This window comes from Alphaproteobacteria bacterium, assembly GCA_024244705.1.
GTDB lineage: Bacteria > Pseudomonadota > Alphaproteobacteria > JAAEOK01 > JAAEOK01 > JAAEOK01.
Map to the genome: position 1 here is coordinate 15829 of JAAEOK010000088.1, position 16850 is coordinate 32678.

The 16850-nt window shown below is 62.7% G+C and carries 15 protein-coding genes; 7 read left to right on the top strand and 8 right to left on the bottom strand.

The features are described 5' to 3' along the window. Positions 1-4: 4 nt before the first annotated feature. The 8 genes from glcE to GY791_17200 all read right to left on the bottom strand — a co-directional run bounded on the left by glcE (position 5) and on the right by GY791_17200 (position 7897). Positions 5-1228, bottom strand: coding sequence for a glycolate oxidase subunit GlcE (gene glcE / locus GY791_17165; GenBank protein ID MCP4330156.1), 1224 nt, complete (start codon positions 1226-1228; stop codon positions 5-7). A gap of 1 nt (position 1229) precedes the next feature. Beyond that, the gene (locus GY791_17170; protein MCP4330157.1) at positions 1230-2717 is read right to left on the bottom strand and encodes an FAD-binding protein; all 1488 of its coding nucleotides are present in this window, start codon (positions 2715-2717) and stop codon (positions 1230-1232) included. Between the two features lie 139 nt (positions 2718-2856). Beyond that, a complete protein-coding gene (locus GY791_17175) occupies positions 2857-3423 on the bottom strand; it encodes a carboxymuconolactone decarboxylase family protein (protein MCP4330158.1) in 567 nt (188 codons plus the stop codon). Continuing rightward, a complete protein-coding gene (locus GY791_17180) occupies positions 3423-5132 on the bottom strand; it encodes a thiamine pyrophosphate-binding protein (GenBank protein MCP4330159.1) in 1710 nt (569 codons plus the stop codon). Before GY791_17180 ends, GY791_17175 begins: the two co-directional genes overlap by 1 nt. Before the next feature lie 27 nt (positions 5133-5159). Next, the gene (locus GY791_17185) at positions 5160-6113 is read right to left on the bottom strand and encodes an SMP-30/gluconolactonase/LRE family protein (protein ID MCP4330160.1); all 954 of its coding nucleotides are present in this window, start codon (positions 6111-6113) and stop codon (positions 5160-5162) included. Continuing rightward, entirely contained in the window at positions 6110-6301 is a 192-nt protein-coding gene (locus GY791_17190) for a hypothetical protein (GenBank protein MCP4330161.1), read from the bottom strand. Before GY791_17190 ends, GY791_17185 begins: the two co-directional genes overlap by 4 nt. 147 nt (positions 6302-6448) lie before the next feature. Then, positions 6449-6574 carry a 50S ribosomal protein L36 gene (gene rpmJ / locus GY791_17195; protein ID MCP4330162.1) on the bottom strand — a complete coding sequence of 42 codons (126 nt, stop codon included), beginning with the start codon at positions 6572-6574 and terminating at the stop codon, positions 6449-6451. 186 nt (positions 6575-6760) lie between these two features. After that, entirely contained in the window at positions 6761-7897 is a 1137-nt protein-coding gene (locus GY791_17200; GenBank protein ID MCP4330163.1) for a YncE family protein, read from the bottom strand. A 388-nt stretch (positions 7898-8285) separates the two neighbouring features. Here GY791_17200 and GY791_17205 point away from each other — a divergent pair, with 388 nt between their 5' ends. The 7 genes from GY791_17205 (at position 8286) to GY791_17235 (ending at position 16842) form a co-directional block, all read left to right on the top strand. After that, positions 8286-8615 (top strand): hypothetical protein, encoded by a 330-nt coding sequence (locus GY791_17205; GenBank protein MCP4330164.1) that lies wholly within the window; start codon positions 8286-8288, stop codon positions 8613-8615. A 19-nt stretch (positions 8616-8634) separates the two neighbouring features. Further along, positions 8635-10137: a hypothetical protein gene (locus tag GY791_17210; GenBank protein ID MCP4330165.1), complete on the top strand. Its 1503-nt coding sequence runs from the start codon at positions 8635-8637 to the stop codon at positions 10135-10137. A 125-nt stretch (positions 10138-10262) separates the two neighbouring features. After that, entirely contained in the window at positions 10263-10706 is a 444-nt protein-coding gene (locus tag GY791_17215; GenBank protein MCP4330166.1) for a winged helix-turn-helix transcriptional regulator, read from the top strand. A gap of 119 nt (positions 10707-10825) precedes the next feature. Then, the gene (locus GY791_17220; GenBank protein MCP4330167.1) at positions 10826-11680 is read left to right on the top strand and encodes a xanthine dehydrogenase family protein subunit M; all 855 of its coding nucleotides are present in this window, start codon (positions 10826-10828) and stop codon (positions 11678-11680) included. Next, positions 11677-14460 carry a molybdopterin-dependent oxidoreductase gene (locus GY791_17225; protein ID MCP4330168.1) on the top strand — a complete coding sequence of 928 codons (2784 nt, stop codon included), beginning with the start codon at positions 11677-11679 and terminating at the stop codon, positions 14458-14460. The genes GY791_17220 and GY791_17225 overlap by 4 nt, the downstream gene beginning before the upstream one ends. After that, complete coding sequence (locus GY791_17230) at positions 14453-15964, top strand: 6-hydroxynicotinate reductase (GenBank protein MCP4330169.1); 1512 nt, start codon at positions 14453-14455, stop codon at positions 15962-15964. Before GY791_17225 ends, GY791_17230 begins: the two co-directional genes overlap by 8 nt. Further along, on the top strand, positions 15961-16842 hold the full coding sequence (locus GY791_17235) for a UPF0280 family protein (GenBank protein ID MCP4330170.1): 882 nt from the start codon (positions 15961-15963) through the stop codon (positions 16840-16842). Before GY791_17230 ends, GY791_17235 begins: the two co-directional genes overlap by 4 nt. Positions 16843-16850: the final 8 nt, after the last annotated feature.

The following is a 16850-nucleotide window of genomic DNA, read 5'->3' on the forward strand; positions in this document are numbered from 1 at the left end:
TGGTCTATATTCCCGCGTAGATGCGACCAGGATTGAGAATGTGGTGCGGATCGAAACCGCTCTTGACCCGTTGGGTCAAACCGACCAGCGGCCCCGCCAAAGGTTGGAAAACATCGATCGAAGCCCGCAGTCCCTCGGGTCCGCGCCACAAGGTTGCATGACCGCCGTGGGCCGCGATCGCGGACCGCACGACCGATGCCCCGCCATCGCCGTCGGCCGGCGCGCCAACCCACATCAAGCCGCCCGCCCAATCCAACAGCGGTTCCGCGAAATCGTCGGAGCGCAGCATGTCGGCGACGGCGGGAGCCGCGGTCGGTGCCACAGAGAGGCGCCACAACGCCTCGTTATCGCTTACGGAATCGAAACCAATGTCGCCGATCTCGCGCCAGAGAACCCCTGAATTTCTGCTGTGCAACTCCTCGACGCTGCCGAAAGCGGCAAGTTCCGCGGTAAGTGCGGCGACCCGAGAGGCCACCGACGGCCCCGGGCCTTCGACGCGGAGGGCGGTCACTGCCGTCTGCGGCGCGGCGACATAATCGACCGCGGATGCCGCCGCCAGCGGGGCCGGAAGATGGGCCGCGGCGGATACCTCGTAGGCGCTGCCGAGCGCCTCGGTCATCACCGCGACAGCCGAACTAACGTCGAGGCCATAGACCAGGAGCGACCACGCCTTCTGCCCGCGTGGCAGTACCTTTAACGTGACCTCGGTCATCGCCGCCAATGTCCCATAGGAACCGGCGATCAACTTGCAAAGGTCGTAACCGGTGACATTCTTGACGACCCGTCCGCCGGCGACGATCGCCTCGCCGCGTCCGGTCACGCCGTGGAACCCGAGAAAATGGTCGCGGGCGGCGCCGGATTTGATCCGCCGAGGCCCGGCAAGATTACACGCCAGCACCCCGCCGATTGTCTGGGTTCGCGTTTCCACGCCCATCAAGCCGCTGAAATCCGGCGGCTCGAAGGCCAGTTCCTGGTCGTTCTCGGCGAGCAAGTCCTCGATCTCCGCCAGCGGCGTTCCGGCGCGGGCACTCAACACCAACTCCTCGGGCTCGTAGAGCAATATCCCGGTCAACCCGGTGAGGTCGATCGCACGGTCGGCCTGCGACGGCCGACCAAGACCACGCTTGGTTCCGGCACCGAGGATCTCGACCGGAATCTTCTCGGCCATCGCCCACGCGATCAGCTCCCGAACCTGATCCTCGTTCTCGGGACGAAAGACATCGGCCATACTAAAATCGGGGGATATCGGGAAATGGAAGCTTGCCGCCGTGGACGTGCATGCGACCCAACTCGGCGCATCTGTGGAGGGTCGGAAACATCTTACCCGGATTGAGCAAACCCTTCGGATCGAAGGCACACTTCACCCGCTGCTGCTGGTTCAGGTCGACTTCCGAGAACACTTCGCCCATCAGATCCCGCTTCTCCACCCCGACACCATGCTCCCCGGTCAGCGCGCCGCCGACCTCGACGCAGAGCCTGAGTATATCGGCGCCGAAATCCTCCGCCTTCTCGAGCTCGCCCGGCCGATTGGCGTCGTAAAGGATGAGGGGGTGAAGGTTTCCATCGCCGGCGTGGAAAACATTCGCGCAGCGAAGCCCGTAGTGGGCCGAGAGTTCGGTCATCCGCCTCAGCACTTCGGGCAAGCGGTGGCGCGGGATGGTCCCGTCCATGCAATAGTAATCTGGCGAAATACGGCCCATCGCCGGAAACGCGGCCTTGCGCCCGGCCCAGAAGGTCATGCGTTCTTCTTCGGAGTGGCTGATCCGCTTGGTCACCGCACCATTGTCGTCGGCAATCTTCGATACAGTTTCGACCAGGTGGTCGACCTCTGCCGCCGGCCCATCCAGCTCGACGATCAGGAGCGCCTCGACATCCATCGGATAACCGGCGTGAATGAACTCCTCGGTGGCGTGAATCGCCAACTTGTCCATCAACTCCATGCCGCCCGGAATGATACCGGCACCGATGATCGCGGCGACGCAATCGCCGGCCTGCTCGTTGCTAGGAAATCCGAGCAGCGCTGCACACGCGGTCTCGGGTTTGCGGAGGATCCGCACGGTCACCTCGGTGATCACACCGAGCAGACCCTCGGAGCCGGTGAGCAGGCCCATAAAGTCGTAACCCCCGGCGTCCAAATGCTTGCCGCCGATCCGGATCACTTCACCTTCGATGGTAACGAATTCGAGGCCGAGCAAATTATTGGTGGTTACGCCGTATTTGAGGCAGTGCACGCCGCCAGCGTTTTCACCGACATTGCCGCCGATCGAGCATGCGATTTGGCTCGAGGGGTCGGGCGCGAAATAGAAGCCGCGTTCGGCAACAGCATCGCTGATGGCCAGGTTGGTGACGCCCGGTTGAACCACAACGCAACGGTTTTCATAATCGATCTCGAGGACGCGGTTGAACTTGCCAAGGCCAAGCAGGACCGCGTCGGCGAGCGGCAGCGAACCGCCGGAGAGCGAGGTCCCGGCGCCGCGCGGCACGACCTTGATCCCCTCGCGGTGACAATAGGCCAGAATGCGCGCCACCTGATCGGTCGTTTCCGGCAGTGCGACGAGCAGCGGAACCGTCCGGTAGGCGGTCAGGCCGTCGGATTCGTAAGGCCGGCGCTCATCTTCCTCGACGATGATTCCTTCGCCGGTCACGATCTCGTTCAAATCGGCGGCGATTATCCGGCGCCTGGCGATGACGTCCTGATCGGGATCGGGCATCTTCATCGTCGAAGGCTCCCACGGCTAGCGAAGAAACGGCGCACCGATTTCGGCCGCCGGCCCTATGGTAAGCCGAATTGGCATCGAGGCAAGCGGCGCATAAGAAAAATCGTGCCATCGGGGCGCCACACCGTTCCCATGCGACCTAACCCAGATCGGGCGGCTCGGGCAGGCCCTCTTCTAGCGGGATATCGAAGGCAAAGACCATGTAACTCATGATGCCGTAGAGGCCGCAAAGGGCGACCACCTCGACCACGCCCGCGACGCCGTGAACGGCGACGATACGTTGCTGGATGTCATCGGGGATCGATTGTTTGGCAACTACGGCGTCGACCGCTTGCAATATCGCCTGGGACGCGTCGGGCAAAACGTCAGGCACCTCGCCGGCAGTTAGTTCATCTATCACATCCTGGCTTATTCCAGCCAACTTCGCTGGACGCTGATGGTGCGACCATTCGTAACCAGAAGCCTGTCTGGCTGCAAAACGCAAGATCACTAATTCGCGCACCGCGTCGGGCAGGGTTGCGTGGAAACGCAGATGTTCACCAAGTGCGCCAATCTTGGTCGCGACACCGGGATTGTTGAACATGCGGACGTAGACCTCGCCCAATTGGGCGCGACCTTCGGCGTGGGCGCGCGCGCGCGCCATGTGCTCGAAGGTCTTAAGGTCGCCGCCTTTCAGCGACTCAGTGGGATCGGGCAGCTTGGCCATCAGTCGCTATCCTCCCACTCCTTCTGGCGTTTGCGCCAGGCCCCTACGGGTGTCGGGTAGGTCTTGTCGGTATGCAGGTCCAATATATAGGGACCCTTGGCCTCGCGGGCGCGGCCGACCGCTGCCGCGATGCCATCGGGGGTGTCGACGCGTTCGCCATCACCGCCCATCGATTTGGCGAAGCCAACCCAATCGATACCCGGTATGTCGGTCAGGTGCTCGGGTCCCGGCCCCATCTTCGATGCGCGGAAATAGATATTTCCATAGGACTGGTTGTTCATGACCGCGACTACCAACGGGATTTCTTCACGCGCGGCGGTATGGATTTCCATGCCGTGCATCAGCATGCAGCCGTCACCGGTAGCCACCATCAGTGGCAGCTCGGGCCGAGCGAGCTTGGCGCCAATGCCAAGCGGAATAGCGCCGCCCATCGGCCCCAAATTGGTCAGCGAGAAGTGTGTGTTTTCATCGCGGATATCCCAGTACTCGGCAAACCAGGCCCGATGTGCACCGGAATCGACACACAAGACGCCGTCATCGGGGAACGCGGCACGCAGCTCCGCGACGACGCGCGCCGGATGCATCGGCACAGCGTCACTCTTCATGTCTTCGCCGCAGTAGCGGCGCGGACCCGCAGACCGTATCTTCTTCAGGAACGCCAGACGGTCGTCGCGCCCAGCCTCTAGGGCGTCCGCTCCCTCCATGCTGACCAGACGTTTCAGCGCTTCATGGGCATTTCCGACCACAGGGACATCGCTTGGCCAGGTGCGCCCTATCAGCAACGGATCGGCCTCGATATGGATCATTGCCTTGGACGGCAGCATACGGGGGTCCCACTGCATCGTGTCGCGCTGCGATAGTCCGGAGCCGATGATGATAAGCACCTCGACTTCGTCGGAACAGATGGCATCGATTGCCCAACGCGACCCTCCATAGCCGAATACGCCCAATGCAAGAGGATGATCGTCGGGAATCAGACCCTTGCCCGACAACGTCGTTGCCACGGGTATGTCGAACCGTTCGGCGAAACTGCGAAGGGTCTTGGCGCCCCCAGCATGTTGCACACCTGGCCCAGCCAGCACGATGATTTTTCGATGTTCGGCGCCTTTCATCTGATCGACAGCGTGACCAAGCGCCGCCTCGTCGAGGCTCCGGTTCGCCGCCAATGCCGCGCCGACCGGTTGCCAGTCATCATCGATCTCAGCCTTCTGCACATCGACCGGCACTGACAGATGCACCGGTATGCGGCGTGTCAATGCATGGGTAATCGCATGACGCAGGTGATGCGGTACGACCGCGTGCGACGACAACGACAGCGACAGTCCGGTTATGCGCTGCAGCGCGTCGACGTCATCGAGCCCGGCGCCGGATGCATCCTGGAAGCCCCCCATGCCTTCCCAACTGCGTGCCACTTCGCCACTGATTGCAAGCACCGGGCTACGGTCGGCGCGCGCCGCCGCCAGCGCCGTTACCATGTTGAGTATACCGGGGCCCCCAATGCCAAGACACACGCCCAGCCCGCCCGAAGCCCGGGCATAGCCATCGGCCATATAGGCGGCACCGCCTTCGAATGCGGCAACGACGGTTTTCACACCCTGGGTGCCGGTAAGCGGCGGCATGAAATTGTCGTTCAGGCCGCCGAGGTCGACGAAACAATGGTCGACACCCTGGTCGTGCAGCGCCGACACGATGTACTCGGTCACCAACATCAGATCGCCTCCTTCGACGGAATCGTATTAAGAAAAGGCGAGACGTCCGCCGGGCCGCGGCCAATCCACGGCGATCAGGTGCCCGGTTCCGGAACAGGTGATGTAGGCCGTGCCGTGATCGGGACCACCGAAACAGATATTAGTGATCATCGGGTCAGGCAGCGCCAGGTTTTCAACAGTCCGACCATTCGGCGAAATCTGCACAATGCCACCATTAATCAACGTCGCCTGACATACCCAGCCGTCGCCATCGACTGCCATTGAATCAAACAGGGTGTAGCCGGGCGCACCGTAGAACAGCTTGCCTGGATGATAATCGCCGTCCGCGTTGGCGGCGATCTTGCCGGGGCCGTCTAATTCCCATGACCAGATTCGCCCGACTTGTGTCTCGGCGACGTAGAGGCGACTACCGTCCGGTGACAACGCAATGCCGTTCGGACTATCGAGGGGAAAGATAGCCTCGGTGATGCTGGTGCCATCGGGCTGTGCATAGTAGACCGCCGTGCGGTCGCTCTCCCGCTCGGTGCGGATGCCGTGATCGGTAAACCAGAAGCCGCCGGTCTCATCGAAGATGATGTCGTTTGGACCCCTTAGCGGGTGCCCGTCGCACGCAGTGTAAATCTTTCTGACCTCGCCGGTGGCGAGATCGACCCGATCAATGCTGCCGCCCGAATAGCTCGGCGGCGCCACCAAACCAAATACCAACAGGTCCCCTTTTTTATAAAACGAAAAACTACCGCCGTTGTTGCAGACATAGGCTGCGCCGTCTGGTCCGATCGCCGCGCCGTTGGGTCCACCGCCCAGTTCAGCAATGCGTTCAATACGACCGTCCGGTGACACCCGGACCAGCGTGCCGGCGGCGATTTCGGTCACTAATATAGATCCGTCCGCCATGGCAATCGGCCCTTCAGGAAAGGCTAAGCCAGTAGCAACGGTCCGAATTGACGTAGATGTCGAGGTTACAGCGCCGTCAGAAGTCATTGCATATTCCGGGCAATACCGGCATTGGCATGACCAACAACGCCGCTACGTCGAACTTCACCCCTGGCATCCTTTTCGACGGTAACAATACCGGTAATCACCTGAGCGCCGGTCACGATCTCGTTCAAATCGGCGACGATCGCCTGGCGCCTAGCGATGATGTCCTGATCGGGATCGGGCATCTTCATCGTCGAAGGCTCCCACGGCTAGCGAAGAAACGGCGCGCCGATTTCGGCCGCCGGCTCTATGGTAAGCCGAATTGGTATCGAGGCAAGCTGCGGATAAAAAAATCGCGCCACCGGGGCGCGATCCTGGACCGGCGAAACCGGGCGAAATTATCCCTGACGCGCCTTGAAACGCGGGTTGCGCTTGTTGATGACATATACGCGACCATGACGGCGCACGACGCGGCAATTCTTGTCGCGCTTTTTCGCCGATTTGAGCGAATGTAAAACCTTCATTTTCGTGCGTCCGTGCGTAGCATTCCAAAGGACGCGGGAACATAGGGGCGCCCGCGGCCGATGTCAACATCGGGCAGTGGCCGGGCGGCTCTTCCAACAACGAACACCGATCGCCACCGGCCGTAAGAAAACCGCCCGGGCGAGAGGCTGCCCGGGCGGAGATCTCGTCATCCGATCAGGGTCGAATTAGTGACCGGCCAAATGGTTCCATTCCGGCAGCAGAATAATGCTGTTCGGGTTGAAGCCCATTTCCTTCAGCGTATCGACCGATCCGATCACCTCTTCCTTTTCGAGATCGATCACCGTGACCGAACCGTCGCTCATCCCCGGCAAGTTGAGCAGCGTGTTCTGGACAAACGCCAGCTTCCAATCCTTGGTGAACGCCACATGGTGAGCGCCTTGCGCGGTCGGCAATGTTTTCGTCAGTTTCGGTTTGGCGGGGTCGCCCGAAATGTCGAAGACATGAAAATGGCCCGGATTGGCCGTCGTCACGTAGAGGCGCGAGGAATCGTCGTTGAAATATATCTCCAACGGCACGCCGGCTTCCTGGGGACCGAAGTCATGCGCCTGGGCGACGACGAAGTCGCCCTTGTCGGCGTCCCAGCTCGCGGTCCACAGAGAACCCCCATACATGTTCGTGACGTAGGCCACCGGCGGATTCGCGCCGGGCACGAATAGGATCTCCACCGGCGCCTCGCCGGCCGGCGACGGTTTGCTGGACACCTTATAGGACTTGAGCGGTTTCCCGGTGCTGGCCTCGATCGCGGTGATGGTTTCGCCGGGATCGCCAAGGTCCGCGGCGTTTACCGTGCTGCTGATGAGCAGACGGTCGATGCCGTCACTGACGGCGATGCCATGGGGATATTTTTCCGGGGTCGAAATATTGCGGACGATCTCGTCGGTCTCCGCATTCCCTTCGACCACCGTGTTCGATCCCATGCAGGTCACCCACCAGGTCTTGTTGTCGGCGGAGAAAATAATATCCTCCTGAACGGTGCAGCCGGGGGTGTCGAGCCGCTTGAGGCGATAGGGGTTCTGCGACACGTCGATGACGTGCATCGCGGGCTGGCCGAGCGCCGTCAGATAGATCTTCGACATGTCCCGGTTATAGAACAGATGGTGGGCGACCAAATCCGCCGGCAGCGGGATATCGACCAGAATGTTGCCGAAATTGTCGGATTGCGGATCGACATCGATGATGGCGATCCCCTCGCGGCGCGCCTGCGGGGCGATCGCATTCTTCAACGCCTTGAGCGATTCCGGCGATTTGGTCTCGTAGTTCATCATTGCGAGTATCTCGGCGTCCGCAGTCGCAGACAGCATCAGGCCCGCCGCGCATGTTGCAACGCCGAGAAATCTTGTGATATTCATAATTCCTCCAAATTCTCGATTGAACCATTCCGCCGCCACTCAGGCGATGAATGCGGCGGCATTTGCCGTGGCCGACCCTCCATTTAGGCATAGCGCCTAGAAAACCGGCTTTTAATCAACCCTCGCGGCCAACACGCTGGTTCCCATCGCCGATCGGCGATTCACTGCATTTTCCCAGTTTTGTCAACGGGTGACAAGATTCGTCGTATCGCGGATAATCGCGGCCCAACGAGGCGAAATCATGGTTGAAATGGATGTCTTGCCGGAAGGAAAACGTCGTTCCATGACTCTCTTTGCCGACTGGTCTCGCCGCCTACGGCCGGCATTCGCGGGATCGGCGATGGCCATTCTGATCGCGTCCGCCGGGGCGCCGGTATTCGCCGACGATCCGGCGGAGAAGATGTTCGAACTCGATATTGTAGATGATCGGCTTGCCGATTCGGATAGGCCCCTGCGGGTCGGCGAAGGCGATCGGGTGACGCTGATTTGGACCACGGACAGAACCGCGGACATCCACCTCCACGGCTACAACGTCAAAGCGGCGGTCGAACCCGGTCAGGCGACCGAAATGAGCCTGACCGCGAACGCCACCGGGCGGTTCCCCATCACCACCCATGGGTCGGATGGCGCGCACCTCACGTTGCAGTACCTTGAAGTTCATCCGCGCTGAGACCAGCCGCCTCGGATAAATGCGCATTCGCCGTACGATAGTGTCGCTTGCGGGCGGCCTGCTGCTGCTGCCGGCCGCCGCCGCCGCCCATGGTTTTGGCGCGCGCTACGATCTGCCGGTTCCGTTGTCGATGTATATCTGGGGAGCGGCCGCGACCGTCGGCCTGTCGTTCGTCCTGGCCGGCTTTTTCTTGCGCAGATCGGTCAGATCCACCGCCTATCCGACCTACGATCTACTGCGGATCGCGCCGCTCGGGTGGCTGGCCCATCCGGTGGTCCTGGAGGCGGTGCGTGCAATTGCGGTCGCCCTATATCTTGTCATCGTCGTCGCCGGTTTCGGCGGCGATCAGAACCCGTTCAAGAACATCGCGCCAACCGCGGTCTGGGTAATCTGGTGGGTCGGCCTGGCCTATGTTTCGTCGCTCTGCGGCGACCTCTGGGCCTTGGTCAATCCATTGGCATCGATGTTTCGCTGGACCGAGGACATGTGGCGCGCCATCAGCGGACGCGAGCTTTGCCTCGGCCGGCCGTGGCCCAAGGCCTGGGGCGTGTGGCCGGGGGCGGCACTTTTCCTCGCCTTCGCGTGGTGCGAATTGGTCTGGAGCGGCGCCGACCGGCCCTCCGGCCTGGCCACTATCATGGTCATCTACGCCGTTATCTCGTGGGCCGGTATGGTGGTCTTCGGCAGGCAGGCCTGGCTCGCTCATGGCGACGCTTTTGCCTTGGTGTTCGGCCTCTTCGCCCGTTTTTCCCCGACCGAGACGGCGGTTCGAGACCGGCGCCGCGAATTTCGCCTGCGACCCTACGCGGTCGGCCTGTTGGTCGACAAGCCGGTTCCCGTTTCGATGGTCTATCTCGCCCTGCTCGTGCTGGCGACGGTGTCCTTCGACGGTTTCGCCGAGACGCCGGCGTGGCAAGCGACGCTGCAATGGTTCGTCACCACACCGCCATTGGCCGGGTTCCTGTTCGACCTTCAGACCGGTGGATTCGCGCCCGGGGCATTGCTCGCCACCGCCGCGCTCATCCTCGTGCCGGCGATGTTTTTCGTCGTATTTCTGGGGTTCTGCAAATTGATGGCAGTCTGCGCGCGTCGCGTCGGCGATAGCGGCGATGCCCGTGACGACCGACATCCGGTGATCGAGCTCGCCGGCCTTTTCGTCCTCACCCTGGTTCCGATTGCCGTCGCCTACCACCTAGCTCACTATCTGTCCTATCTCGCGATCGCCGGACAATATGCGATCCCTCTCGCATCCGACCCGTTCGGCGCCGGATGGGATCTTTTTGGCACCAAACTCTATTTCATCAATATCGCGATTATCAACGCGCGGATCGTCTGGTACGTGTCGGTTACGGCCATTGTTCTCGGCCACGTCATCGCAGTCTATCTCGCCCATGCGATGGCGCTGCGAACCTACTCGACCAATCGGGCGGCCATCGCCAGCCAGATACCGATGGTCGCCCTGATGATCGGTTACACGATGCTGAGCCTATGGATCGTGGCCCAGCCGATCGTCCAGGAATGACCTCGGCGATGAATCTTTTGGTTGCACGAAAATTCGCGCGGGCGAACAATACGGTTGCTGCGCGGCGCCCGACCGGTCCGGGGGCCGCTGCGGCCGGTAGGGGTCAACACGGAGCGACGGTCGGCATGTCGGGTGATTTGAAATCCGCACAAAGCGACTATGTTCTCGAGGATCAAGTCGGCTATCTCCTGCGCCGCGCGCACCAACGGGCGACGGCAATATTCATGGAAGCGATGGCTGAGTTTGAACTGACGCCGCGGCAATTCTCCGCCTTGGTCAAGGTGATGCAACAGGATCTGGTGTCACAGAATGAATTGGGACGGTTGATCGCGGTGGACCCGGCGACCATGCAAGGGGTCGTGCGCCGATTGGGCCAACGTGGCTTGATGACGCGACGGCCCGACCCCGATGATCGACGGCGCATTCTGTTGTCGCTGACCGCTGCCGGGCAACGGGTGGCGGAACGCGCGCTCTCCGCCGGCGGTCAACGGATTACCAGCGAAACGTTGGCCCCACTCCGTGCGGAGGAGCGCAAATCGTTTCTTCGCCTACTCAAGAAACTGAACTGAACCGGATGTCGCATGCCTGGACTTGAAGAGACTTCAAACCAGGCGTAAAGTCATATGTACACATACGATGTAATTCGACCTTTCGTCAGTCGATCAGAGGGCTAGGCAGTTCATCCGATATGGGTACTTACCATCGTCCGATTGAAATTGCGGATGCGTTGACCGCGTTGAGCGCAGGGCCGCTTGAAATCCTCGCCGGCGGCACCGACTACTATCCAAGTCGGGTCGGTAAACCGCTGATCGAGGATGTCCTGGACATCAGTGCGCTCGCTGATCTCCGTGGCATCGTCGAACGCGACGATCACTGGCTGATCGGTGCTCTTTCGACCTGGCGCGACTTGATGATGACGGAATTGCCGCCCTGCTTCGATGGCTTGAAGACGGCGGCGCGCGAGATCGGCGGTCTCCAAGTTCAAAACCGCGGCACGATTTGCGGAAACTTCTGCAACGCCTCGCCGGCCGCTGATGGGATGCCGCCACTGTTGACGCTTGATGCCCGCGTGCAACTGGCCTCCCTGTCGGGCGCGCGCAGTCTGCGGCTCGAAGATTTTGTCCTGGCCAATCGCCGGACGGCGCGCCGGTCCGATGAATTGGTCACCAACTTGATAATTCCCAAACCGCCCCTCGGCACCGCGAGCACGTTTCAAAAGCTGGGCGCTCGAAAATACCTGGTGATCTCGATCGCCATGGTGGCGGTGACGATTTCACCGGACAGCGACAGCCGGGTTGCCGAAGCTCACGTCGCGATCGGCGCATGTTCGCCGGTGGCCCGCCGCCTGCCGGAATTGGAAGCGGCCCTGATCGGCCAGCCTTGCGACGCCAACCTGGGTGCGGTGGTGGCCGCTGCCCACTTGGAGGACCTCAACCCGATCGACGATGTCCGCGGCACCGGCAGCTATCGCCGCGACGCGGCACTGACCCTGGTCAAGCGTGCGCTTTCGGCGATTGGTGTCGACATGAGGGTGAGGTCATGACCTTGGCCCTGGAGCCCATTACGTTCTCGGTCAACGGCGAATCGGTGACCGTTTTGGCCAAGCCGGTCACGCGCCTGACCGACGTGCTTCGCGATTCGCTCGGCCTGACCGGAACCAAGGTCGGTTGCGAGGCCGGCGATTGTGGATCGTGCACCATTTTGATGGACGGCGCCCAGGTTTGCGCCTGCATGATCCCAGCCGCCCAGGCGGCAGGCAGCAATATCGAGACAATCGAGGGATTGGCGACGGGCGAGGAACTGACCTTCCTGCAGTCCGCCTTCCACCGCCATGGTGCGGCGCAGTGCGGGATCTGCTCGCCAGGAATGCTGATGGCGGCAACCGACCTCTTGAGACAAAACTCGAGGCCGACCCGGCGAGAGGTCGAGGACGCCATGGGTGGCGTCCTTTGCCGATGCACCGGCTATGTCAAGATTGTCGACGCGGTCATGGATGCCGCCTACGGCACCGACACCGGCGCCGTCGGGCAGTCGGGCATGGCGGTTGGCGCGTCGCTGGCAAAGGTCGACGGCATCGAGAAATTGACCGGGGCCGAAAAGTTCGGCGCGGATGTCATTCCGGAGGGTGCCCTGGCTTTGCGTATCGTGCGCTCGCCCTTTGCCAGCGCGTCCTTTTCGGTCAGCGATCTGCGCCCCTTGTTCAAAAAATATCCCGGCCTCGTGCGGGTTCTGTCGGCGGTCGACATCCCCGGGCGAAACGGCTACGGCATCTATCCGGAAATCAAGGATCAGCCGGTCCTGGCGCGAAACGTCGCACGATATCGCGGCGACGCGATCTTGGCGCTGGTCGGTGACGCGGAAACGATTCGTATCATCGCCGATGACGAGCTTCCGGTTACCTATTACCCGGCCGATCCGGTGATCGGGCTCGATGCGGCGCTCCACAAGAACGCGGCGACAATTCAAAAGGCCTACGAGGGAAATATCCTGACCCGCGGCTACGTGTGCAAGGGGAAGGAAGATCCGAACGAACGCGGCGAAAAACCAAAGCCGATCGACGAAGGACCGATCGTCGCCGAGGCGACCTGGCAGACCTCCTTCGTCGAACACGCCTATATCGAACCCGAGGCCGGATTCGCCCGCCGCGTCGGCGATCGCATCGAAATCACCGCGGCGACCCAGGCTCCTTACATGGACCGCGAAGAAATCGCGGCCGTGCTCGATGTCGAACCGGCGCAGGTCCGCATCATCCCGACCGCCTGCGGCGGCGGCTTCGGCGGCAAATTGGACGTCTCCGTCCAACCCATCATCGCGGTCGCGGCGTGGCTCCTCGATCAGCCGGTGCGTTGCGTCTACACACGGCCCGAATCGATGGCGGCGACGACCAAGCGGCATCCAGCGCGCCTCCAGGCACGTGCGAGCTGTGACGAACAGGGCCTGTTGACGAGCTACGAGTTGCAGGGCGACTTCATCACCGGTGCCTATGCATCGTGGGGGCCGACGGTCGCCGACCGGGTGCCGATCCATGCGACCGGGCCCTATCGCGTTCCCGTGGTCGAGGTCGAGAGTACGGCGGTGCTGACCAACGAACCGCCGGCCGGCGCTTTTCGCGGCTTCGGCGTGCCGCAATGCGCGATCGCCCACGAAGGCATCATGGATATGCTGGCCGAGAAGACCCGCATCGACCCCCTCGAGTTCCGACTGCTGAATGCAATTCGCGTTGGCGACGAAACGGCGACCGGGCAGGTACTCGATGCAAGCGTCGGCATCGACAAATGCCTCGAGGCCTTGCGACCGTATTGGAGCAAGGCGCGTGGGCAGGCGGATATGTTCAACGAGCGATCGCGCAGGCGGCGCCTTGGCGTCGGCCTCGGCTGTATGTGGTATGGCTGCGGCAATACGTCGATCTCGAATCCGTCGACGATACGGGTCGGCATGGACGCCACCGGCATGGTGACGCTGTACAGCGGCGCGGTCGACATCGGCCAGGGGGTGAGCACCATCCTGACCCAGATTTGCGCCGATGCCATCGGTGTCCCGGTCACGTCGATCCGCTTGGTCACCGGCGATACCGACCTGACCGCCGACGCCGGCAAGACGTCGGCGTCGCGCCAAACCTTCATCTCCGGCCGCGCCACACAGCTCGCGGCGGAGGACATGCGGGCGAAGATTCTACGGCTCGCCAATGTCGGGCCCCATGGGCTCATCGAGGTCGAACCCGACGCGCTTTTCGTCCGTGACGTCCATTCTCAGCGCCGGATCGAACTGAACACGCTGTCGCCGGACGAGCAGGGCAATGTCCTGACCGGCGAGGGCACCTTCGACCCGCCGACCACGCCGCTCGACGACGATGGCCAGGGCAGCCCCTACGCCACCTATGCGTTCGCCGCGCAGATGGCCGAGATCGAGGCGGATCTTGATCTCGGCACCGTCAAGGTGAGACGCGTCGTCGCCGCCCACGATGTCGGCCGTGCGATCAATCCAATTCAAGTCGAAGGCCAAATCCACGGCGGTATCGCCCAGGGCCTCGGCATGGCCCTGATGGAGGAGTACGTGCCCGGGCGCAGCGAAAACCTCCACGATTATCTGATCCCGACCTTCGGCGACATGCCCGACATCGAGATCATGATCATCGAGGAGCACGAACCGCTGGGTCCCTTCGGCGCCAAGGGCATTGGCGAGCCGGCACTGATTCCGACCGCGCCGGCGATCCTGGGCGCGATCAGCCATGCCATCGGAACGCGCATCTACCAAGTCCCCGCGACCCCGGACCGGGTCCGGGCGGCGATCCTTGCCGCCCGCACGGGATCGGGCCGTGACTGACACGGCGCCCGACCGGACTGCTGCCAAGACGGCCAAGAAGCCGGTCGAGGATCTGGTCGTCTGCGACGCTTGTCCGGTACTGTGCCGGATCAGGGCCGGCCGGACCGGTGCCTGCGGCCGCTATGGCAACACCGATGGCACGCTGGTGCGAACCGATCCGTTTATCCTGGCGCAACGGGTCCTGGGCGAAGCCGGCGAGGCCGTACCCTTCCTCGACAAGGATTGGGACGGCAGCCTCCTTCCCGACGAATCCACCTTCGTCACCGGTATCGGGTCCGGAACCACCTATCCCGATTACAAGCCGGCCCCTTTCATCGTCGCCAGCGCCCACGATGGCATCGACATGGTCACGGTGGTGACCGAGGGCATCTTCAGCTATTGCGGAATCAAGGTGAAGATCGACACCGACCGTTATGTCGGTCCGGAACAGGCCGCGATCCGATGCCAGGGCGAGCCCGTCGGCCACGTGACGACGGCCGAATATGGTTCGCAAATGCTGGCGCTCGGCGGGGTCCGTCACCTCACCGGCGGATCGAAGAAAGAAGGCACCGTCACCTGCGACATGATGATGCGGCTGTGCAACAAGGAGCCGGTCGATTTCACGGTCGATGGCGGTGCGACGCTGACCGTCCAGGCCGGGAAAGCGCCGATCATCAACAATCTCCATGAAGAGCGCATGCGGGTTGGCTGCGGTTCCGCGACGATCGGCATGTTCGCCAAGCAGTGGCACGAGCATGTCGACGAGGTGGTTGTCGTCGATGATCACATTACCGGGGTCCTCACCGAGCACCAAGCCGGCCGCTTTCTGGAAATGAAGCCGGCCGGCATTCGGGTTCGCGGCCGCAAATCGACTCCGGGGCGGTACTTTCAAGTCGCCAATCCGGGAACCGGATGGGGCGGCACGGATATCACCGATCCGTTGACCATCATCGAATCGATCAACCCCGAAATCTCCTATCCCGGGCTCAGATTGCTCATGGTCAGCACCACCGGCGAGGACGCGGCGTTTTTCGAACTCGACGAGCGCCTCCAACCGGTGCCGGCGGAGATGCCCGATCCGCTTCGGCTTACCGTGGAGAGGATCGGCGAGAACTGCGAGCCGGCGTTGGCGACGGTGCTGTTCATGGCCGGCGCAGGCGGGTCGTTGCGCGCTGGGGTCACCGAAAATCCCGTGCGGCTGACGCGGTCGGTCAAGGCCGCGCTCACTCGGGTGTCCTGCGGCGGCGCGCCGGTCTATGTCTGGCCCGGCGGCGGCATCACCATCCTGGTCGACGTCACCCGCATGCCGGACCGGTCCTTCGGCTATGTGCCGACGCCAGCGATCGTGGCGCCGATCGAATTCACAATGCGGCTCGACGATTATCGCGACCTCGGCGGCCATATAGGGAGCGTGCGACGCATCGGCGATATCGTCGATGCCGACCGGGTCCGGGTCACGCAATGGCATGATCGCAATCCGTGGCCGTGGACGCCGGCGGCGGCGCTGGACCGGACCGCATCATGAGCGCCGGTCCGGTCCGCGCGCTGCTTGCCGATGGGCGGCGCCACTTTCAACACGGGCCCATCGACCTGATCCTCGAAGCCTTTGGCGCCCCGACCGAGACCGACCGCGCTTACACGCGGGCCTGGCGGCGATTCGAAGTTTTGCTCGATGAGCTGGTTGAGGAATTGCCGCTGCTGCGCCGGCCGGTGAGCGATCACCGGGCCGAGCCCGAGGGGCCGACCGCGCGCCGCATGTGGCGCGCCTGCCGGCCCCATCGCGGAACATTTGTGACCCCGATGGCGGCCGTCGCCGGGGCGGTGGCCGACGAAGTTTTGGCCAGCATGGTGTCGGGCGGAGCATTGGATCGCGCCTATGTCAACGACGGCGGCGATATCGCGCTCTACCTGACGCCCGGCCACGGCTTCGATTCCGGCATTGTCACGGATCCGACGAGGCCGGCGATCGACGGGGTGGCCAGGATCGATTTCCACGACCCGGTCCGTGGTATCGCGACCAGTGGCCGCGGCGGGCGAAGTTTCTCGCTCGGCATCGCCGATTCGGTCACCGTCCTCGGCAGCGACGCCGCGGCCGCCGATGTTGCCGCGACCCTGATCGGCAATTCGGTCGACGTCGATCATCCCGCGATCGCCCGCCGCGCGGGCGTCGATCTCGATCCCGATAGCGACCTCGGCGAAAGATTGGTGACGATCGAAGTCGGCACCCTCGACGACGAGGCCGTTCGAACCGCGCTCAACCGTGGTGTTGCCGTGGCCGTCGACCTGTTCCGCAAGAGGTTGATCTGCGGTGCCCTTTTGACCCTGCGGGGCGAAAGCCGAATGGTCGGCGATAGCGCGGCGGCGGACGCGACGACCGGCCAAGCGCGGCTCAAACACGGTTAGCGGCGGCG